Source organism: Halosegnis marinus (genome assembly GCF_029338355.1).
Taxonomy (GTDB): Archaea; Halobacteriota; Halobacteria; order Halobacteriales; family Haloarculaceae; genus Halosegnis; species Halosegnis marinus.
The window spans coordinates 2,145,158-2,164,441 of sequence record NZ_CP119802.1; the positions used below are offsets into that span (position 1 = coordinate 2,145,158).

At 71.7% G+C, this 19,284-nt stretch carries 23 protein-coding genes; 15 read left to right on the forward strand and 8 right to left on the reverse strand.

The genetic code is table 11. The annotated features are described in order from the left end of the window. Nucleotides 1-20: 20 nt before the first annotated feature. On the reverse strand, nucleotides 21-716 hold the full coding sequence (locus tag P2T37_RS11925) for a DUF7546 family protein (RefSeq protein ID WP_276234170.1): 696 nt from the start codon (nucleotides 714-716) through the stop codon (nucleotides 21-23). Beyond that, nucleotides 713-2,077, reverse strand: coding sequence for a heme o synthase (locus P2T37_RS11930; protein ID WP_276234171.1), 1,365 nt, complete (start codon nucleotides 2,075-2,077; stop codon nucleotides 713-715). Before P2T37_RS11930 ends, P2T37_RS11925 begins: the two co-directional genes overlap by 4 nt. 109 nt (nucleotides 2,078-2,186) lie before the next feature. Between P2T37_RS11930 and coxB the strand changes: the two genes are divergently transcribed. After that, a complete protein-coding gene (coxB, locus tag P2T37_RS11935; RefSeq protein WP_276234172.1) occupies nucleotides 2,187-3,026 on the forward strand; it encodes a cytochrome c oxidase subunit II in 840 nt (279 codons plus the stop codon). Here the strand turns inward: coxB and P2T37_RS11940 are convergent. After that, entirely contained in the window at nucleotides 3,023-3,865 is an 843-nt protein-coding gene (locus tag P2T37_RS11940; protein ID WP_276234173.1) for a biotin--[acetyl-CoA-carboxylase] ligase, read from the reverse strand. The genes coxB and P2T37_RS11940 overlap by 4 nt on opposite strands. A 72-nt stretch (nucleotides 3,866-3,937) precedes the next feature. Continuing rightward, nucleotides 3,938-4,795, reverse strand: coding sequence for a cytochrome c oxidase subunit 3 (locus P2T37_RS11945; protein ID WP_276234174.1), 858 nt, complete (start codon nucleotides 4,793-4,795; stop codon nucleotides 3,938-3,940). 97 nt (nucleotides 4,796-4,892) lie between these two features. Here P2T37_RS11945 and P2T37_RS11950 point away from each other — a divergent pair, with 97 nt between their 5' ends. From P2T37_RS11950 to P2T37_RS11985, 8 genes are all read left to right on the forward strand, one after another. Continuing rightward, nucleotides 4,893-6,272, forward strand: coding sequence for a hypothetical protein (locus tag P2T37_RS11950; RefSeq protein ID WP_276234175.1), 1,380 nt, complete (start codon nucleotides 4,893-4,895; stop codon nucleotides 6,270-6,272). Then, nucleotides 6,269-6,499, forward strand: coding sequence for a DUF7410 domain-containing protein (locus tag P2T37_RS11955; RefSeq protein WP_276234176.1), 231 nt, complete (start codon nucleotides 6,269-6,271; stop codon nucleotides 6,497-6,499). Before P2T37_RS11950 ends, P2T37_RS11955 begins: the two co-directional genes overlap by 4 nt. A gap of 60 nt (nucleotides 6,500-6,559) precedes the next feature. Beyond that, nucleotides 6,560-6,883, forward strand: coding sequence for a hypothetical protein (locus tag P2T37_RS11960; protein ID WP_276234177.1), 324 nt, complete (start codon nucleotides 6,560-6,562; stop codon nucleotides 6,881-6,883). 41 nt (nucleotides 6,884-6,924) lie between these two features. Next, complete coding sequence (locus P2T37_RS11965; protein ID WP_276234178.1) at nucleotides 6,925-7,998, forward strand: ATP-NAD kinase family protein; 1,074 nt, start codon at nucleotides 6,925-6,927, stop codon at nucleotides 7,996-7,998. A gap of 68 nt (nucleotides 7,999-8,066) precedes the next feature. Beyond that, nucleotides 8,067-9,101, forward strand: a complete 1,035-nt coding sequence (locus P2T37_RS11970; protein WP_276234179.1) for a phosphate signaling complex PhoU family protein — start codon at nucleotides 8,067-8,069, stop codon at nucleotides 9,099-9,101. Nucleotides 9,102-9,155: 54 nt separating this feature from the next. Further along, nucleotides 9,156-9,962 carry an aldo/keto reductase gene (locus P2T37_RS11975; protein WP_276234180.1) on the forward strand — a complete coding sequence of 269 codons (807 nt, stop codon included), beginning with the start codon at nucleotides 9,156-9,158 and terminating at the stop codon, nucleotides 9,960-9,962. A gap of 42 nt (nucleotides 9,963-10,004) precedes the next feature. Next, complete coding sequence (locus tag P2T37_RS11980; RefSeq protein WP_276234181.1) at nucleotides 10,005-10,880, forward strand: mechanosensitive ion channel family protein; 876 nt, start codon at nucleotides 10,005-10,007, stop codon at nucleotides 10,878-10,880. A gap of 43 nt (nucleotides 10,881-10,923) precedes the next feature. Further along, nucleotides 10,924-11,694 (forward strand): creatininase family protein, encoded by a 771-nt coding sequence (locus P2T37_RS11985; RefSeq protein ID WP_276234182.1) that lies wholly within the window; start codon nucleotides 10,924-10,926, stop codon nucleotides 11,692-11,694. On the opposite strand, the gene P2T37_RS11990 is transcribed toward P2T37_RS11985, so the two are convergent. Both P2T37_RS11990 and srp19 read right to left on the reverse strand, forming a co-directional pair. Next, nucleotides 11,691-11,918 carry an H/ACA ribonucleoprotein complex subunit GAR1 gene (locus tag P2T37_RS11990; RefSeq protein WP_276234183.1) on the reverse strand — a complete coding sequence of 76 codons (228 nt, stop codon included), beginning with the start codon at nucleotides 11,916-11,918 and terminating at the stop codon, nucleotides 11,691-11,693. The genes P2T37_RS11985 and P2T37_RS11990 overlap by 4 nt on opposite strands. Beyond that, nucleotides 11,918-12,193, reverse strand: a complete 276-nt coding sequence (srp19, locus tag P2T37_RS11995; RefSeq protein ID WP_276234184.1) for a signal recognition particle subunit SRP19 — start codon at nucleotides 12,191-12,193, stop codon at nucleotides 11,918-11,920. Before srp19 ends, P2T37_RS11990 begins: the two co-directional genes overlap by 1 nt. A 104-nt stretch (nucleotides 12,194-12,297) precedes the next feature. Here srp19 and P2T37_RS12000 point away from each other — a divergent pair, with 104 nt between their 5' ends. Both P2T37_RS12000 and P2T37_RS12005 read left to right on the forward strand, forming a co-directional pair. Beyond that, on the forward strand, nucleotides 12,298-13,467 hold the full coding sequence (locus tag P2T37_RS12000) for a poly-gamma-glutamate biosynthesis protein PgsC/CapC (protein ID WP_276234185.1): 1,170 nt from the start codon (nucleotides 12,298-12,300) through the stop codon (nucleotides 13,465-13,467). Continuing rightward, nucleotides 13,467-15,017, forward strand: coding sequence for a folylpolyglutamate synthase/dihydrofolate synthase family protein (locus P2T37_RS12005; protein ID WP_276234186.1), 1,551 nt, complete (start codon nucleotides 13,467-13,469; stop codon nucleotides 15,015-15,017). The genes P2T37_RS12000 and P2T37_RS12005 overlap by 1 nt, the downstream gene beginning before the upstream one ends. 3 nt (nucleotides 15,018-15,020) lie before the next feature. Here the strand turns inward: P2T37_RS12005 and P2T37_RS12010 are convergent, their stop codons facing one another. Then, nucleotides 15,021-16,112: a PGF-CTERM-anchored ABC transporter substrate-binding protein gene (locus tag P2T37_RS12010; protein WP_276234187.1), complete on the reverse strand. Its 1,092-nt coding sequence runs from the start codon at nucleotides 16,110-16,112 to the stop codon at nucleotides 15,021-15,023. A gap of 59 nt (nucleotides 16,113-16,171) precedes the next feature. Between P2T37_RS12010 and btuC the strand changes: the two genes are divergently transcribed. The 4 genes from btuC (at nucleotide 16,172) to P2T37_RS12030 (ending at nucleotide 19,110) form a co-directional block, all read left to right on the forward strand. Then, nucleotides 16,172-17,269, forward strand: coding sequence for a vitamin B12 ABC transporter permease BtuC (gene btuC / locus P2T37_RS12015; RefSeq protein WP_276234188.1), 1,098 nt, complete (start codon nucleotides 16,172-16,174; stop codon nucleotides 17,267-17,269). Then, a complete protein-coding gene (locus P2T37_RS12020) occupies nucleotides 17,266-18,051 on the forward strand; it encodes an ABC transporter ATP-binding protein (RefSeq protein ID WP_276234189.1) in 786 nt (261 codons plus the stop codon). The genes btuC and P2T37_RS12020 overlap by 4 nt, the downstream gene beginning before the upstream one ends. A 24-nt stretch (nucleotides 18,052-18,075) precedes the next feature. Further along, nucleotides 18,076-18,786, forward strand: a complete 711-nt coding sequence (locus P2T37_RS12025) for a CAP domain-containing protein (RefSeq protein WP_276234190.1) — start codon at nucleotides 18,076-18,078, stop codon at nucleotides 18,784-18,786. Nucleotides 18,787-18,852: 66 nt separating this feature from the next. Next, complete coding sequence (locus P2T37_RS12030) at nucleotides 18,853-19,110, forward strand: winged helix-turn-helix domain-containing protein (RefSeq protein WP_276234191.1); 258 nt, start codon at nucleotides 18,853-18,855, stop codon at nucleotides 19,108-19,110. Here the strand turns inward: P2T37_RS12030 and P2T37_RS12035 are convergent. Then, nucleotides 19,107-19,265, reverse strand: coding sequence for a DUF7563 family protein (locus P2T37_RS12035; RefSeq protein ID WP_276234192.1), 159 nt, complete (start codon nucleotides 19,263-19,265; stop codon nucleotides 19,107-19,109). The two genes, P2T37_RS12030 and P2T37_RS12035, sit on opposite strands and share 4 nt — an antisense overlap. Nucleotides 19,266-19,284 lie beyond the last annotated feature (19 nt).

The following is a 19,284-nucleotide window of genomic DNA, read 5'->3' on the forward strand; positions in this document are numbered from 1 at the left end:
GGTTGCGTTCCGGCGACGGCTCACCGGCCCAGCGCGCGGCGCAGTCGGGCGAACTCGGCCACCCCCGGCCGCCACCGCAGGAGCGCGACCGTGAGGACGAACACGGCGGTCGAGAGGACGTACGACCCCTGACCGATCGTGGCCGCGAACGTCGCGCCGCCGGTGACGGTCGAGACGACGGCGGTGATGACCGGGAACGCACACGAGACGCAGGAGAACAGGCCGACGACGCCGGCCGCGGCCGACCCGGAAACGTCCACGACGGTGGCGTAGACGAGCCACGCGAGCGCGAGGTAGCCGACCGTCTGGTAGGGGATGAGGTTCACTACCACGGCCTCACCGCTGTAGAGGACCGCGGGGCCGAAGCCGGGCGGCACCTGGTAGGTGACGACCCGAAGCCCCGTTGCGAGGTCGCCGAGCCCCGGCAGCACGAGTCCCCCGACCCGCGCGAGCAGGAGGAAGTACCCGACGGCGAGCGCCCCCGCGAGGCGGCGGCGGCGACGCGGCGCGGCCGGCACCTCCGTGTTCCGGTAGGCCCACACGGCCGCGTTCACCCACACCCACGGGACGGCCACCAGCGCGGCGAACCGGAGCGAGCGCGGTACGCCCGTCACGAACGCGAAGTACAACAGCAGGACGAGCAGTTCGGCGTTGACCACGGCGGCCCAGAACACCGTCGTCCGGCGGTCGGGCCGGTAGCGCGCGACCGCGTTCATAGCGCGAGCGAGTCCACCACGACTGCGAGCAGGAGCGCGCCGAGGTAGGCGTTCGAGGCGTGGAACGCGCGGAACGCCGCGCCCTCCGTGCGCTCGCGGTGGAGGCGGACGACGGCGTAGAGGAAGACGGCCCCGAACACCACCGTCGTCGCGGCGTAGACGACGCCGAGTCCCGTCACCGCCGCGAGGCCGCCGGCCGTCGCGAGCGTCGCGGCGAGGTACCAGAGGATGTGTTTCCGGGTTTCGGTCTCGCCGCGCACGACGGGCATCATCGGGAAGCCGCCCCGCTCGTAGTCGTCCTTGTACGCCAGCGCGAGGTTGTAGAAGTGCGCCGGCGTCCACAGGAAGATGACGCCCGCGAGGACGACGCCCGGGAGGCCGACGTTCCCCGTCACCGCGGCCCAGCCGATGAGCGCCGGGAGCGCGCCCGCCGCGCCGCCGATGACCGTGTTCTGGACGGTGTTCGGCTTGAGCACGAGCGTGTAGACGACGGAGTAGAACACGATGGCGACGAAGCCGAGCGCCGCGGCGAGCGCGTTCACCTGCAGGAACGCGACCAGCGACAGCGCCGCGAGGACGACGCCGAACGCCACGGCGTTGCGCACGGGGACGAGTTCGGTCGCGAGCGGCCGGTCGCTGGTACGCTTCATCCGGCGGTCGATGTCGCGTTCGAGGACGTGGTTGAACGTTCCCGAGGCGCCGATGGCGAGGACGCCGCCGCCGAGCGTGTAGACGACCGTGTCGACGGCGAGGCCCGGTCCCGACGCCAGCGCCATGCCGGCGGCGGCGACGAGCGCGAGCAGCCACATCAGCCGGGGCTTGGTCAGCCGGAAGTAGGCGGCGACGGTGGCTTTCGCGCGTCCGAGGGCGGAGTCGAACGCGATGTCGGGGTCGGCCGGGTCCGCGAGGTCCGGCTCGGGGGCCGAGGTCGGGGCGTCGTCGCTCCCCGTCTCGGCCTCCAGTTGCCACGCGAGCGCGAGCGACAGCGCGGCGAAGAGACCCACGGCGACGGCGAGGTGGACGCTCGGTATCGCGCCGGCCGCGCCCCGGACGGCGACGAGCGCGCCGAGGCCGACCTGGACGGCGTACAGCGCGAGCGCGACGGCGAGGCCGGCGCGGACGCGGGTGTCGGCGTCCGACCAGCCGACGACGGCCGTAGCGACGACGAGGATCCCCACGAGCGTCGCGACGGCGCGGTGGCCCAGCGCGACGAGCGCGGCCGTCGAGTCCGGGGCACACAGCGGCCACGTCGAACACGCCGCCGCGGCGTCGGCGAGCGCGGCGGTCGCGCCCGCGACGACGAGGAGGTACACCCCCACGACGGCCCCCGCGAGGAGCGTCGTGAACTTCGGGCGGCTCATTGCTCGTACCTTAGCCCGGCCGCACTTATGCCCCGCGCTTTCGCGGGCGGGCGCCCGAGCGCGGCGCCCCATCGCGGGGTTAATGAGGGGCCACTCCTAAGCGCGAGTCATGACACGCAAGCGTCTCGCGGCGCTCGCGGCCGCCACGCTGGCGCTCCTCGCGCTGGCCGTCGAGCCGGTCGCGGCGCAGGCCTCGCTCAACGACGAGCTCATCACCGGGCTCAATCTGGAGCTGCTGTACGTCGCCATCGTCATCACGGTCATCGTCGAGGCGGTCCTCATCTACACCGTCGTCCGGTACAAGGACGCCGAGGAGCCGAAGCCGACACAGGAGAACCGCCGGCTGGAGATCACGTGGACGGTAACCACGGCCGTCATCCTGCTGTTCGTCGGCGTCGCCGCCTACCAGGTGCTCGGCGTGCAGGCCATCGGGGGCGTCACCGCGGCCTCGAACCCGAACGCCGTGGACGCCGCGACGACGTACGAGTTCTCCGGCGCCGTCGGGCCCGAGCAGAGCGAGGCCGACGACGTCCTTGAGGTGGAGGTCGTCGCCCAGAAGTACTACTGGACCTACAACTACCCCGAGCAGACGGTGAACGGCAACGAGTCGAGATACGTCTCCACGAGCAGTCTCAACGGCGAGCCGCTCGTCATCCCCACCAACCGGACCGTCTACTTCCACGTCACCTCCGTGGACTGGCTCCACGCGTTCCACGTACCGGACCTCGGCCTGAAGCAGGACGCGTTCCCGGAGCGGTACAACACCATCTCGACGGTCGCCTACGAGGAGGGCACCTACCAGCTCTACTGTGCGGAGTACTGCGGCGTCGGCCACTCCGCGATGCTCGGCGAGGTACAGGTCGTCTCGCCCGAGGAGTACGAGCGGTGGCTCGCCGACCAGCGTGCCTCGATGACCGAGAGCACGAACAGCACGAACGCGTCCGCCTAACGCCGCCGTAGTTCCTCGCACTCTCCCGTCCGTACTTCTCGCCGCCCGTTCCCCGTCTCGACCAGCAGCGCGCCCGTCGCCGCCACGTCCGTCGCGCGCCCCGTTACCGTCCCGCCGTCCACCGTCGCCCGCACGTCCTCGCCGAGCGTGACCGCGTGGCCGCGCCAGTCGTCCAGCGCGTCGGCGAACCCGGCCGCGGATTCGACCTGTTCGGCCCGCGCCGACAGGCGCTCGTGGAGCCGCGCCGCCACCTCTGCCCGCTCGACCGGGCCGCCAGTCTCCGCGCGCAGGGTGGTCGTCGGGCGCTCCGTGTCGATGTCATCGGGGTCGAGGTCGGCGTTGACGCCGATACCCATCACGACCGCCTCCAGCTCCTCCGGGTCCGTGAGCGCCTCGTCCACCGGCTTGCCGATGACCGGCACGGCGTCCACGACGGCCTCGACGAGCACGCCGGCGAGCTTGTAGCGCGCCGCGGGGTCGGCGTCCGGTCGCCCGGACGAGTCGCCGTCCACGACCACATCGTTGGGCCACTTCAGCCGCGCGTCGACGCCGAACGACCGCGCCGTCTCGCAGGCGGCCAGCCCCCCGGCGAAGGTGAGCCGCCCGACGTGTTCGGGGCCGAACTCGGGGTACAGAAGCGTCGAGGACCAGACGCCGCCCGGGGGCGCGGCCCACGCGCTCCCCGAGCGGCCGCGCGCCGCCGTGAGTTCGTTCGCGACGGCGAACGCTCCGTGGGGGGCGTCGGGGACCCGTCGCCGGAGGTAGCCGCTCGTGTCGGGCGTGGCGTCGAAGACGGTGACCGGCACGCCGAGGCGGGCTTCGAGCGCGGGCTCGTCCATGTCGGGGCCAGGGTCCGCGCGCCCGGTGAAGCTGTCGCTACGGGGCAGAGGGAGAGAGAGGAGGAACGGCCGTCAGACCGTGATGATGGCGCCGACGTACAGCACGACGACGAGGAACACCCACACCACGTCCACAAAGTGCCAGTACATCGAGACGGTGGTGACGGAGGTGTGCTTCTCCGCGGTGTACTGGCCGAACAGCGAGCGGACGAAGATGATGCCCAGAAGCACCGCGCCGAGGCTCACGTGGAGGCCGTGGAGGCCCGTCAGGCCGTAGAACGCCGAGCCGTAGGCGCCCTCGGTGAGGGTGAAGCCCTCGTGGACGATGAACTCGTAGTACTCGTACACCTGGCCGCCGAGGAAGACGATACCCAGGAGCAGGGTGAGGCCGAGCAGGCCGATGAAACGGCGGCGGTCGTTCTCCCGGAGCGCGACGTGCGCGTAGTGGAGCGTCACCGAGGAGATGATGAGCAGCACGGTGTTGGCGATGACGAGGCTGCCGAAGATGCTCCCGTTCTCGACGAGTTCGGGGAGGTTCGCCCACGCGTCCGAGCGGATGAAGAAGTAGTAGACGAAGCCCGCGCCGAAGGTCGCTATCTCGGAGCCGAGGAAGGCCAACATCCCCATCCGGAGGCCGACACCGGTCGATTCGCTCTCCCAGTACGCCTTCACGAAGGCGTGGTACGTCCAGCCGTAGAGGCCGGCCAGGAACACGAAGGTGCTGGCGATGAACACCGCCGGGCCGTACGCCATGGGAACGAGCGGGCTGTCGCCCGTCCCGAGCACGTACAGCGACGCGCCGATGTAGAAGCCCGCCGCGCCGATGGCCGTGATGAAGGGCCACCAGGAGGCCTCGCCGAAGCCGCGGGGCCAGTCCTCCACCGCGGGGAGGTGGTGTCCGTGGTCGTCTGATTCGTCCGCGTGACTCATACGGCGCGCTTGTGACCCGACCGTCAAAAGCCCTCCTACTCTCCTCCCCCCGCCCGGTTCCGACGGCTATACGGTCGCCGCGCCGCTAGCTCGCGGCGTGACTCGTCCCCGCGCTCGGCGCCTCCGCGCGGCCGCGCTCGTCTGTTCGCTCGCGGTCGCCGCGACGGCCGCCGTCGGCCGCGCGCTCGCCCACGGCGGGAGCCTCGGCTCGAACGCGGGGCGCTCGCTCGCCGTCCCGACGTGGCTGTTCCTCTCGACCGGCGGGGCCGTCGTCGGCGCCTCCTTCCTCCTGTCGTCGTTCGCCACCGACCGCGCCTTCCTCCGGCGCGTCCACGGCTGGCGGCGCGACCTCCCGGCCCCGAGCGACGCGCTCGCGACGGCCGGCCGCGCCCTCGGCTTGGTCGGGCTGGCGGTCGTCCTCGTCGCGGGGTTCGTCGGCCCGACCGAACCGCTCCGCAACGCCGCCGTCCTGCTCGTCTGGGCCGGGTGGTGGGCGGGGCTGGCGATGAGCGCCTACCTCGTCGGCAACGCGTGGCCCGTGCTCAATCCGTGGCGGTCGGTCGCACGCGTCCTGCCGAGCGCCGGCCGCGACCTCCCTGTCTCGGGCGCGTGGCTCTCGACGGTCGGCCTGCTCGTCCTGATCTGGATCGAGGTCGTTAGCCCGCTCGCGGACGCGCCGCGGCTGCTCGCGGCGGTGGTCGTCGCCTACTCCGTCGTCGCGCTCGGCGGGGCCCTCCTCCTCGGGGACCGCTACTTCGCCGAGTACGACCCCGTCTCGCGGGTGTTCCGCTTCTACGGGGCCGTCGCGCCCGTCGAGTACAGTTCGGAGGAGGGGCTCCGCCTTCGCGTGCCGGGGTCGGGGCTCGAACGCGACTTCCTCGCCGGGTCCGGCGAGGTGGCGTTCGTCGTCGCCCTGCTGTGGGGGACGACGTTCGACGGCCTCGTCGCCACGCCGCCGTGGGGCGACTTCGCCCGCGCCGCCGTCGGCCGCGGGATGCCGCCGGCCCTGCTGTACCCGCTCGCGCTGGCGGTCGGCTTCGTCGCGTTCTACGGCGCCTACCTGCTCGCAGTGCGCTACGGCGTCCGCGTCGCCGAGACGCGCCGCGACCCCGCCGAACTCGCGCGCCGGTTCGCCCCCTCGCTGCTCGCCATCGCCGCCGGCTACCACGTCGCCCACTACCTCGGCTACTTCCTCTCGCTCGTGCCGGCGCTGGCCGGCGCGCTCGCGAACCCGTTCGCGCCCGGACAGGCGTACACGCTCGTGGTTCCGGGCTGGCTCGGCGGCCTCTCGCTCACCTTCGTCCTCCTCGGCCACCTGCTCGCGGTGTGGGTCGCGCACGCCGTCGCGTACGACCTGTTCCCCTCCCGCTTGCAGGCCGTCCGGAGCCAGTACGCGCTCACGCTCGTGATGGTGTTCTACACCATGACCTCGCTGTGGATCGTCTCGCGACCGTACGCCGCGCCCCCCTTCCTATGACCGACCACGACTGCCCCTACTGCGACCGCGTCTTCGCCCGCGGGGCGTACCGCGACCTCCACCTCGGCCTCGACCACGGGGGCGACCTGACGCCGGCCGAGCGGGCCGCCTACGAGGACGCGCTCGCCGACGAGGAGGAGGCGCTGACGCTGTTCCGCTACAAGGCGCTCGGTCTGCTCGTGCTCATCTACTTCGGCTTCCTGATGGCCTACGCCGTCTCGCTGTAGCGGTCGCGAGCGAGCACGGCTCACGGCGTGTTTATCATCCCCCACGACAGTAGGGGGGCGATGACAACCACCTCCGCCTCTCGCTTCGAGGGCGTCACCGGCCTCGCGTCGGCGCTCGCCGTCCTCGTCGGCCTGCTCGTGACCGCCTACGGCCTCCTGCTCGTCCCGCTCTCCGCGCTCGGGGGGCTCTGGATAGCCGCCATCGGTCTCTCCCTGCTGCTGTCGGGGCTGTTCGCCAGCCGGTTCGTCGCCGACCGGATGGACCTCGCCCCGGCCGCGCGCCGGAACCTCTCCGTCGGCTTCGGCCTGCTCGCCGTCGTCCTGCTCGTCGCCTTCGCCGCGGTGAACGGGATGACCGTCGAGTACGGCGAGGCGTCCGCCTGACGACCGCGCCGCTTTAGTCCGCGACACCGCTTCTCCGACCCATGCGACGTATCGGTGTCGTGGTCAACCCCATCGCGGGGATGGGGGGCCGCGTCGGCCTCAAGGGAACCGACGGGAAGGTCGAGGAGGCGCGCCGCCGCGGGGCCGAGCGCCGCGCGCCCGACCGGGCCGTCGAGGCGCTCGAACACATGCGCGGGCAGGGCGTCGCGGTCGACCTCCTCGTCTGGGGCGGCGACATGGGCGAGGCGGAGGCCCGCGCCGCGGGCTACGAGCCGACGGTGGTCGGCGCGCCCGGCGAGGGCGACACCTCGAAGGCCGACACCCGCGAGGCCGTCCGCGCCCTCGTCGCCGAGGGCGTGGACCTCGTGTTGTTCGTCGGGGGCGACGGCACCGCCGTCGACGTCGCCGAGACGCTGGACGAACTCGACGACGAGACGCCGATGCTCGGCGTCCCCGCCGGCGTGAAGGTCTATTCCTCGGTGTTCGCGGTCACGCCCCGCGCCGCGGGGCGGCTGGCCGTCTCGTTCGACCGGACCGAGACGCGCGAGGTGAACGACATCGACGAGGACGCCTTCCGAGGCGGGGACGTGAACACGGAGCTGAAGGCGCTCGCGCGGGTCCCGGTCGGCGAGGACCTCCAGTCCTCCAAGCAGCTGGGCGGCGGCACCGTCGAACAGCTGGCCGAGGCCGTCGCCGCCGACGCGCGGGCGGACGCGGGCGTCACCTACGTGCTCGGGCCGGGTTCGACGCTCGACGCGGTGAAGACGGAGCTCGGCTTCGACGGCAGCCCCCTCGGCGTGGACGTGTGGCGCGACGGCGAGGTGCTGGCGCGCGACGCCGGCGAGTCGGATATCCTCGCGGCGCTGGGCGACGAGAACCGCATCGTCGTCTCGCCCATCGGCGGCCAGGGGTTCGTCTTCGGGCGGGGCAACCCCCAGATATCGCCGGCCGTCATCGAGCGGAGCGAGGTGGAGGTCGTCGCCTCCCGCCGGAAGCTCGACGAGACGGGCGTCCTCCGCGTGGACACCGGCGACGCCGACCTCGACGAGGAACTGCGCGGCTGGATGCGCGTCCGCGTCGGGAAGTTCGAGCGCCGGCTGATGAAGGTCGTCTGAGCCGTTCCCGTCCTACATATTACCACCATTAGTCAAGATTAAGGTCGCTGGCAGCCATCTGCCGATATATGGAGACTCGTAAGGTCCAGCGGCTGGGTCCGTCGACGCTGGCGATGACGCTGCCGGCGGAGTGGGCCAAGGCGCAGAACGTCGAGAAGGGGGACGAGGTGTCGCTGCGGATGGGCGGCAAGGGGACGCTGACGGTCATGCCCGAGTCCGTCCAGCAGGAGGAGTCCGAGGCCGTCATCCACGCCGACGAACTCGAGGCCGAGGCCGTCGAGCGGGCCATCCTCGCGCAGTACGTGCTCGGCCGCCGCGTCATTCAGGTGGAGGTCGAGGAGGGCGGCACGCTCGACTCGCACACCATCAACGCCGTCTACAACGCCGAGACGCAGCTGATGGGCCTCGGCGTCATCGAGGAGACGCCCGAGCGCATCGCCATCCGGTGTTCCGTCGACCCGGAGGACTTCACGCTCGACAACCTCCTCGAACGGCTCGAATCCACCGGCTCGACGATGCGCAACGAGGCCGTCAAGGCGCTCGCGCACGGCAACCCGGACCTGGCGCAGCGCGCGCTCAACCGGGAGCGGCAGGCGAACAAGATATTCGTCCTGCTGCTGCGCCTCATCTTCACGGCCTACCAGAACCCGAACCTCGCGCGCGCCGTCGGCCTCGACTCCGGCTTCCCGCTCATCGGCTACCGCTCGGTGGCGAAGAACCTCGAACTCACCGCGGACAACGCCGAGGACATCGCCGAGATCGTCCTCGAAACGGAGGGTCACACCCTCGACGTGGACGACGCGACGATGCGCGACATCCGCGACTTCACCGACGCGGTCAACGAGGTCACGGAACTCGGCGTCCGCTCCGTGGTCGAGCGGGACTACGACCTCGCGCTCGAAACCAAGGAACTGTTCCGCCAGATAGAGGACCGCCAGCGCGACATCCTCGCCGAGCTGCCGGAGATGGACAACGAGGACCTCCTGCAGGTGCGGGAGGTGCTCGTCGCGCTCCAGCAGACGGCCCAGTACGCCGTCCGCAACGCCGAGATCGCGACGAACCTCGCGCTCAACGAGAACAGCGAGTACGTCACCATCTCCTGACCTCGGGCTTCCGGGTTCCGACGGAGTTTACTCCCGGACGACCGATTCCCGCCCATGCCCGGAGAGATGCCGCGACTCGGCTTCGGCACGTACAAGCACTCCGACCGCGAGACCTGTATCGACTCCGTCGAGCGGGCGCTGGCGCTCGGCTACCGCCACATCGACACCGCACAGGGGTACGAGAACGAGGGGTACGTCGGCGAGGGCATCGCCCGCTCGGACGTGCCCCGCGAGGACGTGTTCCTCGCCTCGAAGCTCTCGACGGAGAACCTCGCGTACGACGACGTCATCGAGACCACGGAGGCGAGCCTCGACCGCCTCGGCGTCGATACGCTCGACCTGATGTACGTCCACTGGCCCATCAACACCTACGACCCCGAGGAGACGCTCCCCGCGCTGGACGAACTCGTCGACCGCGGCCTCGTGGACAACGTCGGCGTCTCCAACTTCGAGCCGCGCCACCTCGCCGAGGCGCGCGACGTCCTGGACGCCGATATCTTCGCCAATCAGGTGGAGTGTCACGCCCTGCTCCCGCAGGACGACCTCGTCGCCGACGCCCGCGACCACGACTACTGGCTCGTCGCCTACTCGCCCATCGCGCGCGGCGAGATATTCGACGAGCCGGCCATCGCCGAGACGGCGGCGAAACACGACGCCTCGCCGGCACAGGTGTGTCTCGCGTGGCTGCTGGCGCGCGACAACGTCGCGGCTATCCCGAAGGCGACGGGCGACCACATCGCGGACAACTACGGCGCGCTCGACCTCGACCTGGACGACGAGGACCTCGCGCGCATCGACGCCGTCACCGACCGCCACCGGGTCGTGGACTTCGAGGAGGCTCCCTGGCACACGACGGCCTGACGCGCCCGCGGCTTTTTCCCCGGCGTCGGCGTGCCCTCGGACATGACCGTCGCGCCCGCCCAATTCGCACGGCCCGCGCTCCCCGAACCGCTCGCCCCGTACGCGCCGCTCGTCACCGACGTGGTCGTCTTCCTCGCCGTCGCCGTCGGCGTCTATCTCCTCGGACGGCTGTTGGTCGTCCCCGTCGTCCTCCGCGTGCTCCGGGTCAGGAACCGCAACAACCCGACGCTCGTCACCGCCACGGAGACGTACCTCGCCGTCGCGATCGCGGCCGTCGCCGTGTTCGCCGGCCTCGTCGCCACCGGCCAGGCGGCCTTCCTCCTCGACACCGACTCGGCCATCCTCATCGCGGCGCTGACGTTCGCGTTCGGCGTCGCCGGCCAGGAGGTGTTCGGCTCGCTCATCTCCGGCTTCTTCCTCGTCGCCGACCCCGACTTCAACGTCGGCGACTGGATATCGTGGTCGGGGGGCGAGGGCGTCGTGGAGGCCGTCGACTTCCGGGTGACGCGCATCCGCACGCCGGACAACGAGACGGTCACCGTCCCGAACACGGAACTGACGACGAACGCGCTCACCCGGCCGTTCGGCCGCGACAGCTACCGCGTGACGGAGCGCGTCTTCGTCGCCTACGCCGAGGACACCGAGCGCGCGCTGAAGGAACTGCGCGACCTCGCCGCGGCCCACGACCGAACCCTCGAGGAACCGGAACCCACGGCGCGCATCGTGGACCTCGGCCCGGACAGCATCACGGTCCGCGCCGAGTTCTGGGTGGACGACCCGGCGAACCGCGGCGTCGCGGACGTGCGCTCGGACTTCCGGCGGCGCGTGAAGCGCCGGTTCGACGAGGCGGGGCTGACGCTCGCGCCCGCCGCCGGTCGCGAGCTCTCCGGGTCGGTCACCGTGGAGTCGCGCGAGTGACCGGGAGGACCACGGTTTAGTCGCCCGCCTCCGAGACACGGGTATGTATCTCGCAGACGAGGCCTGGCCCGACCTCGAGTCCTACTTCGAGTCGGAGTCGCTCGCGCTCGTCCCGCTGGGTTCGACGGAACAGCACGGCCCGCACCTCCCCGAATCGACCGACCACGTCATCGCCGAGTCGCTGGCGCGCGAGGCCGCCGCCCGGTCGGGCTACCTCTGTACCCCGACGGTGAACGTCGGCATCTCGCGCCACCACCGGCAGTTCCCCGGAACGATGTGGGTGAGCCCCGACACCTTCCGCGCGTACGTCCGCGACCTCACGGAGAACCTCACCTATCACGGCATCGACCGCGTCGTCTACGTCAACGCCCACGGCGGGAACGTCGACGCGCTCCGCGAGGTCGCGAAGGACCTCCACGCCGACGAGACCTGCTACGCGCTGGAGTGGATGTGGGACGAGTCGATTCCCGAGCTGGTGGACGACCTCTTCGAGCACAACGGCCCCCACGGCGGCCCGAAGGAGACGGCGATGCTCCAGCACCTCACCGACCTCGTCCACGACGACCGGCTGGCCGACGCCCGCGACGGCGGCGTTCGCGACATCTGGAGCGCCGAGGGGACGAACCGCCACGGCGCGGCGACGTTCTTCGACGCGCGGGACAACAGCGACAACGGCGTCTTCGGCGACCAGACCGACGCGACGGCGGAGAAGGGGGAACGGCTGTTCGAGGCCGCGACCGACCAGCTGGTCCGGCTGTGCGACTGGCTGGCGGCGAGAGAACCCGAGGAACTGCTGCCGGAACCGCGCGTCTAGCGCGCGTAGAGCTTCGCGCCCAGGAGCGTCGCCGGCGAGACGCCCGAATCGGGGGTGACCGCGACGTAAGGCCGCGAGACGGGGCCGAACACGTCAACGACGCGACCCACGTCGTCGAGCGACTCGTCGAGCGCGGCCGACCCGATGTCCGGCCGCTCGTCGTCCGGGCACCGCGCGACGACGAGCCCCTGTGCCGTCGACACCACCTCGCCGAGGCGCCGCATCAGCGCAGCGCCCCGAGGTAGGCGCCGACCGCGCCGAGCAGGTCCGACTTGCCGGCGTCGTCGGCGTTCTGCACGAGCACGCGGCCGCGCGGCTCCCACTCGCGGGGGTACTGGACGTCGCGCTCCACGACGGCGTCGTAGCCGACCTGCTGGACCGCCTTGGCTATCTCGTCGACCGTCGGCTCGTCGACGGCGAGGTCCATCGGGACGCGGCGTCCCTCGGCGCGCGTCAGTTCGGCGTCGAACTGCGCGGGCCACAGCACGTTCTCGACCATACCGGCACCTGTCGGGTCGGGCTTATACGTCTTGTCGAAGCGCGATTCCGGCGGGGGTTGGGCATTCAGGTGCGCTTATTAGCGGCCGCCGAGTGGTGCCGGTAGTGCTCGTCGCCGTCGTCGTGACCGTGCTCGGCCTGTTGGCCGTCTCGCTCGTCACCCAACTGTTCGGGTACCGGCTCGCCGGCACCATCTCGATTCCCGTGCTCGCCGTGTACACCCTCAAGAACGCGGTCACGCTTCCGGTGTCCGTTCTCAGCGCGGTCATCGCGTTCGTCGGCCTCTCCGTGCTGAAGGACCGGACGCTCGTGTACGGGCGCGACGAACTGCTCGCGGCCATCGCCATCGGCGCGGCTGTCCCGCTCGGCATCCTGCTCCTCTTCGACCAGTTCGTCCCGGGGAGCCTCCGGGCCGTGCTGTTCATCGGCAGCATCCTCCCCGGCCTCGCGGCGTACAACTACCACCAGCTGAAGCCCGAGTACCGCAAGTGGGACCTGCTCGTCTCCGTCCTGCTGTTCTGCGTCCTGTTCGGGCTCGGCTACCTGCTCGTCTCGCCGGGCCTCCGCCCCCTCCTCGGCGACCTGTTCCCCCCGACGCTGTACGCCGCGACCGCCGACGTGGCGAACTGGCGCGACGCCGTCGTCGCCTCGGAGCTCCAGCCGGTCGTGCTCGGCCGGCCGGTGACCGTCGTGCTGTTCGGCGCGGCGATGGTCGCCTCCGAGGTCGTCCGGGACCGCTACGACGTGCGGGTCGGCGTCATCGCCGTGGGCCTGCTCGCGCTGTACGCGCTCGCCTCCGTCTGGCTGCTCGTCCTCTACGCCGTCGTCATCGTCGTCACCTACGCCGTCGTCCACCTGCTCCACCGCCGGACGCTGTTGTACGGCCGCGTCCTCATCGGCATCGCCGGCGCGTTCGCGCTCCTGCTCGCGCTCCCGACCGTGCTCGCGCTCCCGGTTCAGCGCGGTCTCTCGGCGTACTTCGTCGCGCTCGTCGCGGGCATCAACGCCTACAACGTCCACGTCACCGCGAGCCGCTACCGCCGGCTGGTACCGTTCCTCCAGGTCGCGGCGTTCCTGCCGCTGTTGGCCGCCGCGCGGCTCGTCTCCCGCCCGCTCCCGCGGGGAATCCCGCAGGAACTGACCCCGGTCGTCGTGGTCGTCGGGGCGCTGCTCACGCTCGCGTGTCTCGCCGTCGCGGAGCGGGCCACCGTCCGGCGACCGAGCGAGGAGGCGGTGTATCGCGACTCCGTCCTCTCCGGGGGTGGTGACGCGTGATGGACGCCGCCGCGTTCGAGGTGCTCGGTACGGCGGAGGGGTGGCACTGGCGACTCCGCGACGGCGAGACGGTGCTCGCCGTCTCCCCCGAGCACTACCCCGACCACGCCGACGCCCGCGAGCACGTGGACCGGGTGCGGGCGGACCTCGCCCGGCTCACCGGCGAGGAGTACGTCGATACGGACGTCGAGGCGCACGTCCCCGAGTTCCGCCTCGTCGACCACGGCCCGTACCACGAGTGGACCCTCGTCGACGAGGGCGAACTGCTCGCGGAACCCCCGGCGACCTACCCGACCGCCGCCGCCGCGGCCGAGGCGATGGCGCGCGTCCAGCGGCTCGCGGTCGGCGCGCTCCCGGTGTACTTCGCCGGCACGACCGAGGAGGCGGGGCGCGACCCCTTCCCCGTCGGGACGCCGGCCGCGCTCGCGAAGGCCGCCCGCTCGCTCCTCTCCCGCGGCCCGCGCCACCGGCGCTACCTCGACAGCGCGGAAACGCGCATCGTCGTGATGGGTATCCGCGGGAAGTCCTCGACCACGCGGCGCGTCGGCGACGTGTTCGACCGCCGCGGCTACGACACGCTCGTGAAGATAACCGGGAACCGCCCCCACCTGATACACAACGGCGACCCGGTGCCCATCGACCGGCGGGGGCCGCGCGTGACGCTGTACGAGAACATCAAGACGTTCTGGCGGTTCCTCCCCGTGCTGGACGAGTACTCGCCCGACGACGTGGTCGTCTTCGAGAACCAGGGCATCACGGAGTACACGACGCGGCTGGTGAACGAGCGGTTCGTCCGCCCGCACGTCGTGTTGCTCACCAACATCCGACAGGACCACCAGGACACCCTCGGGAAGACGCGCGCGGACATCGCGCGGAGCTTCGCCCGCGCGGTGCCGCCGGACACCCACGTCATCAGCGGCGAACAGCACCCCGTGCTCTCCGACTACCTCCGCCGCGAGATAGAGCACGCCGGCGCGACGTTCCAGCAGGTGTCGGTCCCCGAGGCCGACCGCGGGAGAATCGGCGCCGAGACGGTCCACGCGGTGGACGAACTCCTGACCTACCTCGGCGAGCCGTCGCTGCCGGCGGACGAACTCGACGCCGCGCTCGCGGCCATCCAGCCGCGCTGGACGCGGCTGCCGCGCGGCCGCGTCTACAACGCCGCCGAAGTGAACGACGTGGAGAGCACCGAGGCGGCCCGCCGCGCGCTCGCCGGGGAGGACACGGTCTCGCCGTTCCTCTACCTCCGCGCCGACCGGCGCGCCCGGACGGCCTCCTTCGCGACCTACCTCGACACGCTGTACGAGCGCGACCTCGTGGAGAACGTCCACGTCGCCGGCGACGACACCCGGACGTTCGCCCGGGAGACGGCGGTGCCGGTCGTGCGCCACGGTCCCGACGAGGCCGCGGCCGACGTGCTCGACGCCGTGCTGGACGAGGGGTACCCCGTCGTGTTGATGGGGAACACCGTCGCGGACTTCATGCGCGACCTCGAAGCGGAGATAGCGGCCCGCGCGGCGCGGGCCGAGTACGAGCTGTCGGCCGAGTAGGGGTTACTCGCGCCGGGCGAGCAGCGCCGCGCCGGCGAGCGCGACGACGGCGACGGCGACACCGAACCCGGTCTGGCCGGGCGAGTCGGTCGGCGTCGCGGTCGGGTCGGCCGTCGCGCTCGCCGTTTCCGTCGGCGTCGCCGTCGCGAGGGTCACGTCGTCCTTCGCGACGAACGCCGCGTCGGCCGCGGCGTCGGGGTGGAGCCCCCGCGTGATGTTGCGGACGCCGTAGACGATGGACCGGGGCGCCGGCTGGGTCAGGTAGTTGTTGTCCACGTACACCGTCCGGTTGTTCCGCCCGGCGGTCGTGGAGGCGTACGGCTCCTCGCCGACCGGGTAGCCGCTCCGGCTGGAGGTGAGCAGGACCTCGGGGTCCTCCCGGAGGACGACCTCGTCGTTGACCTGGGGGTAGGCGAGCGAGAAGTTCGTCCCCGCCATCGCGTTGACCCCGCCGCCGGCCTCTATCATCCCGGAGACGAACGTGTTCGTGTTGGCGACGTAGCCGCCGCCGAGCGGGTAGAGGACGCGCGGGCGCTCGACGTCGGCGGTCGCCTCCCGGGCGGCCTCGACGTTCGCGTCCATCCACGCGTTCGTGCGCTCCGCGGCCGCGCAGTTCCCGGTCAGCCGGCCGATGAGCGTCGTCTTGTTGCGCACGTCGGAGATGGAGGACGCGAGCTCGAACTTGAACACCGTGACGCCCGCGTCGCGCAGGGCGGTCACCGTCTCGGCCCGGGTGACGTTCGGCGCGAGCACGAGGTCCGGCTCCGTCCCGATGACGGCCTCGACGGACGTTGAGAAGCCGGCCGAGACGTTCGTCCGGTCCTCGGCCCCGTCGAGGTACGAGGCGTACCGCGTCATCCCGACGACCTGCGCCTCGGCGTCGAGCGCCCACATCGTCTGTGCGGCCGAGGGCGTGAGCGTCGTGATGCGCTCGGGGCGCTCCTCGACCGTGATCTCGGTTCCCGTGGCGTCCGTCGTCGTCAGCGGGAACGCACAGTCCTCCTGCGTCGTCGCGGCCGCCGCGCCGACGCCCGCTGGAACGAGCGCGGCGAGCACGACCAGTGCCGCGACCGTCGCGGCGGTTCGGTGTCGCATCGTCTATCCGACCGGCCTAACCCAATAAGTATTTACCTAACTAAACTCGGTTTGTGTACATGCGGCCGAGGGTCCGCGCCGGCGTCTGGTCGGCGGCGTTAGCGGCGGCGCTCCTCGGCGTCTCGACGGTGGCGGCGGGCGTCGGTCCCGTCGCCATCGACGCGCTCGTCGTCGCGAAGGTGCTCGCGAACGCGGTCCGGGTCCCCGTCGGCCTCACCGTCGCCGGCGGCGGCGCCGGGTCGCTCCTCCAGCTTCCGACGCTCGGCGTCGAGTGGGCGCCGGTCGTCAGCTACGACGTGAAGCCGCTGTACGCGACCATCGTGACGAAGGTGCGCCTGCCCCGCATCGCGCTGGGCGCGACGGTCGGCTTCTCGCTCGCGGCCGCCGGCACCGTGATGCAGGGGTTCTTCCGCAACCCCATGGCCGACCCCTCGGTCATCGGCGTCTCGTCGGGCGCGGCCGTCGGCGCGGTGCTGTTCATCGTAGCCCCCGTCGCCGTCCCGCTCGGACTGGGGCTGCGGGGCGCGGCGTTCGTCGGCGCGCTCGCGACCGCCGCCGTCGTCTACCTCATCGCCACCGAGGGCGGGCGCACGCCCGTCGCGACGTTGCTGCTCGCGGGCGTCGCGATACAGACGTTCCTCGGCGCGGTCACCTCCTATCTGCTCTTGAACAGCGGCGAGTCGATGCGCCGGGTCGTCTACTGGCTGATGGGCCACCTCGACGCGACCCGGATGTCCGAGGCGGTCGTCACCGGCGCGCTCGGCCTCGGCCTCGTCGGGCTGATGTACCTCTACGCGGAGGACCTCAACGCCCTGCTGATGGGCGAGGAACAGGCGCGCGCCGTCGGCGTCGAGGTGGAGCGGACGAAGCGGATACTGCTCGCCGCGTCGAGCGTCGTCACCGGCGCGGCCGTCGCCGTCGCGGGGGTCATCGGCTTCGTCGGCCTCATCGTCCCGCACGCGATGCGGCTGCTCGTCGGCCCGGACCACCGGGTCCTGCTGCCCGTGAGCGCCTTCGCCGGCGCCTCCTTCCTCGTGCTCGCCGACACCGTCGCGCGGTCGGGCGCGGCGTCGCTGCCCGTCGGCATCGTCACGGCCGCCGTCGGCGCGCCGTTCTTCCTCTACCTGCTGCGCCGCCGGGAGGTGAGCGAACTGTGATAGCGGTCGAGGACCTCGCCGTCGAGCGCGGCGGCGTCGAGGTGCTCGCGGACGTCTCGCTCGCGGTCGAGGAGGGGGAGTTCCTCGCGCTGGTCGGCCCGAACGGGGCCGGGAAGTCCACGCTGCTGAAGGCCGTCGGGGGTATCCTCCCGGCGGCCGCGGGTCGGGTCACCATCGACGGCCGGGACGTGGCCGGCATGTCGGCGCGCGAGACGGCGCGGCTCGTCGCCTCCGTCCCGCAGGACAGCTCCTTCGACTTCGACTTCACGGTCCGCGAGGTGGTGGAGATGGGGCGGACGCCCTACCGGAAGCGGCTCCGGCGGAACCCCGACCCCGACGGCCCCGACCGGGTCGCGGCGGCGCTCGACCGCACGGACACCGCCGGGTTCGCCGACCGCTCGGTCGCGTCGCTGTCCGGCGGCGAGAAACAGCGCGTGCTGCTGGCGCGCGCGCTGGCACAGGACGCGCCCGCGCTCCTGCTCGACGAGCCGACGGCGAGCCTCGACATCAACCACCAGGTGCGGACGCTCGACCTCGTCGCGGGGCTCGACGAGACGGTCGTCGCGGCCGTCCACGACCTCGACCTCGCGGCGCGCTACTGCGACCGCGTGGCGCTGCTCGCGGGGGGCCGGCTCCGCGCGGCCGGCACGCCTGCGGAGGTGTTCACGGCCGACCGCCTGGAGAGGGTCTTCGGGGTCGGCGTCGCCGTCGGCGAGAACCCGGCGACCGGGACCGCCTCGGTCACGGCTCTTTCCGACGGGGACGCGGGCGAAAGGATATAACCATCGGCGGACACCCTACCGGGTATGGTGAACAAGGTCGTTCTCGTTTTCGTGGCGGTCATCGCCCTCACGGCGATGGCCGTCGGGGCCTTCGTCGGCATGGAACTCGGCGGGCCCGGAACCGCGACGCCGGCCGGCGCGACAGCTACTCCGACGGCGACGGCGACGGCCGGCGGGGGCGGAACCGGCGGCGGGACAGCCACGGCGACGGCCGGCGGGGGCGGAACCGGCGGCGGGACAGCCACGGCGACGGCGACAGCCACGGCGACGCCCCGCCCCGACATCGACCGCGAGGAACTCCGCTCGGCCGTGGTCGCCGAGATAAACGAGCGGCGCGGGAACCGGAGCGTTCAGCGGCTCTCGACCGACCCGACGCTGATGGAGATGGCGCAGTTCCACAGCGACAACATGGCCGCACAGGGGTACCTCTCGAACACGGCCGACGGCTTCACGACGGCCGAGCGGTACGAGGAGTTCGACCTCGCCGACCGGTGTCGCATCGCGGACGACTCCAACACCGGGACGCGCGAGGACGAGGAACTCGAAGTGCTCGGCCGCGTGACGGTCGGCGAGGACGGCAGCACGGTGGAGGAGCTCGCGACGACGGCCGTGGACACGTGGTTCTCGCAGACGGAGCCGCGCCGCCGGCTCACCTACCGGAACGCGGACCAGATCGGTGTCGGCGCGAACGTTACCGACGCCGGGCGGGCGTACCTGACGGTGGACCTCTGCTGAAGGTGTGTTAACAGTACCCATACCTTTAACAGCATGAAGGTTATTGGCATGGGTAGGTGTCCCACGATGAGCACGAACCGACTCCGGCCGGCCGACCGGCAGCTACTCGCGTACTTGGACGATAACCCGCCCGAGTACGTGCCGTTGATGGCGACGCGGCTCGGGCTTCCGCTGGGCCACGCGAACGACCGGGTGGCGGCGCTCGTCGAGCGCGGCTACGTGCGGCCCGTCACGAACGAGTGCATCTACCGGCTCACCGACGACGGCCGCGAGCGGCTGGCGGACGCCGCCGCCGACCGCGAGCCCGGCCTCGCCGACGACTAGTTCCCGCGCGTCGAGCGCGCCTCGCGTATCTCCGCGCCGTCCCGGAGCTTGTCCTCGCAGTTCGGACACACCCGCACCGACGCCATGTCGTCGGGGGCGAAGACCCGAACGTAGTCCTCGGTGACGAACCCCTCGCAGTTGTGACAACGCGGCATACCTCCACGGGACGGGCCG

Coding starts and splice junctions, on each gene's coding strand:
- srp19 (WP_276234184.1), bottom strand. CDS start 12,193: ATGGTCGAGAACGTGCTGTGGCCCGCGCAGTTCGACGCCGAACTGACG.
- P2T37_RS11990 (WP_276234183.1), bottom strand. CDS start 11,918: ATGCGGCGCCTCGGCGAGGTGGTGTCGACGGCACAGGGGCTCGTCGTC.
- P2T37_RS11980 (WP_276234181.1), top strand. CDS start 10,005: ATGACCGTCGCGCCCGCCCAATTCGCACGGCCCGCGCTCCCCGAACCG.
- P2T37_RS11970 (WP_276234179.1), top strand. CDS start 8,067: ATGGAGACTCGTAAGGTCCAGCGGCTGGGTCCGTCGACGCTGGCGATG.
- btuC (WP_276234188.1), top strand. CDS start 16,172: ATGCGGCCGAGGGTCCGCGCCGGCGTCTGGTCGGCGGCGTTAGCGGCG.
- P2T37_RS12005 (WP_276234186.1), top strand. CDS start 13,467: ATGGACGCCGCCGCGTTCGAGGTGCTCGGTACGGCGGAGGGGTGGCAC.
- P2T37_RS12025 (WP_276234190.1), top strand. CDS start 18,076: ATGGTGAACAAGGTCGTTCTCGTTTTCGTGGCGGTCATCGCCCTCACG.
- P2T37_RS11975 (WP_276234180.1), top strand. CDS start 9,156: ATGCCCGGAGAGATGCCGCGACTCGGCTTCGGCACGTACAAGCACTCC.
- P2T37_RS11945 (WP_276234174.1), bottom strand. CDS start 4,795: ATGAGTCACGCGGACGAATCAGACGACCACGGACACCACCTCCCCGCG.
- P2T37_RS12035 (WP_276234192.1), bottom strand. CDS start 19,265: ATGCCGCGTTGTCACAACTGCGAGGGGTTCGTCACCGAGGACTACGTT.
- P2T37_RS11930 (WP_276234171.1), bottom strand. CDS start 2,077: ATGAGCCGCCCGAAGTTCACGACGCTCCTCGCGGGGGCCGTCGTGGGG.
- P2T37_RS12030 (WP_276234191.1), top strand. CDS start 18,853: ATGAGCACGAACCGACTCCGGCCGGCCGACCGGCAGCTACTCGCGTAC.
- P2T37_RS11955 (WP_276234176.1), top strand. CDS start 6,269: ATGACCGACCACGACTGCCCCTACTGCGACCGCGTCTTCGCCCGCGGG.
- coxB (WP_276234172.1), top strand. CDS start 2,187: ATGACACGCAAGCGTCTCGCGGCGCTCGCGGCCGCCACGCTGGCGCTC.
- P2T37_RS11985 (WP_276234182.1), top strand. CDS start 10,924: ATGTATCTCGCAGACGAGGCCTGGCCCGACCTCGAGTCCTACTTCGAG.
- P2T37_RS11940 (WP_276234173.1), bottom strand. CDS start 3,865: ATGGACGAGCCCGCGCTCGAAGCCCGCCTCGGCGTGCCGGTCACCGTC.
- P2T37_RS11960 (WP_276234177.1), top strand. CDS start 6,560: ATGACAACCACCTCCGCCTCTCGCTTCGAGGGCGTCACCGGCCTCGCG.
- P2T37_RS12010 (WP_276234187.1), bottom strand. CDS start 16,112: ATGCGACACCGAACCGCCGCGACGGTCGCGGCACTGGTCGTGCTCGCC.
- P2T37_RS11965 (WP_276234178.1), top strand. CDS start 6,925: ATGCGACGTATCGGTGTCGTGGTCAACCCCATCGCGGGGATGGGGGGC.
- P2T37_RS11925 (WP_276234170.1), bottom strand. CDS start 716: ATGAACGCGGTCGCGCGCTACCGGCCCGACCGCCGGACGACGGTGTTC.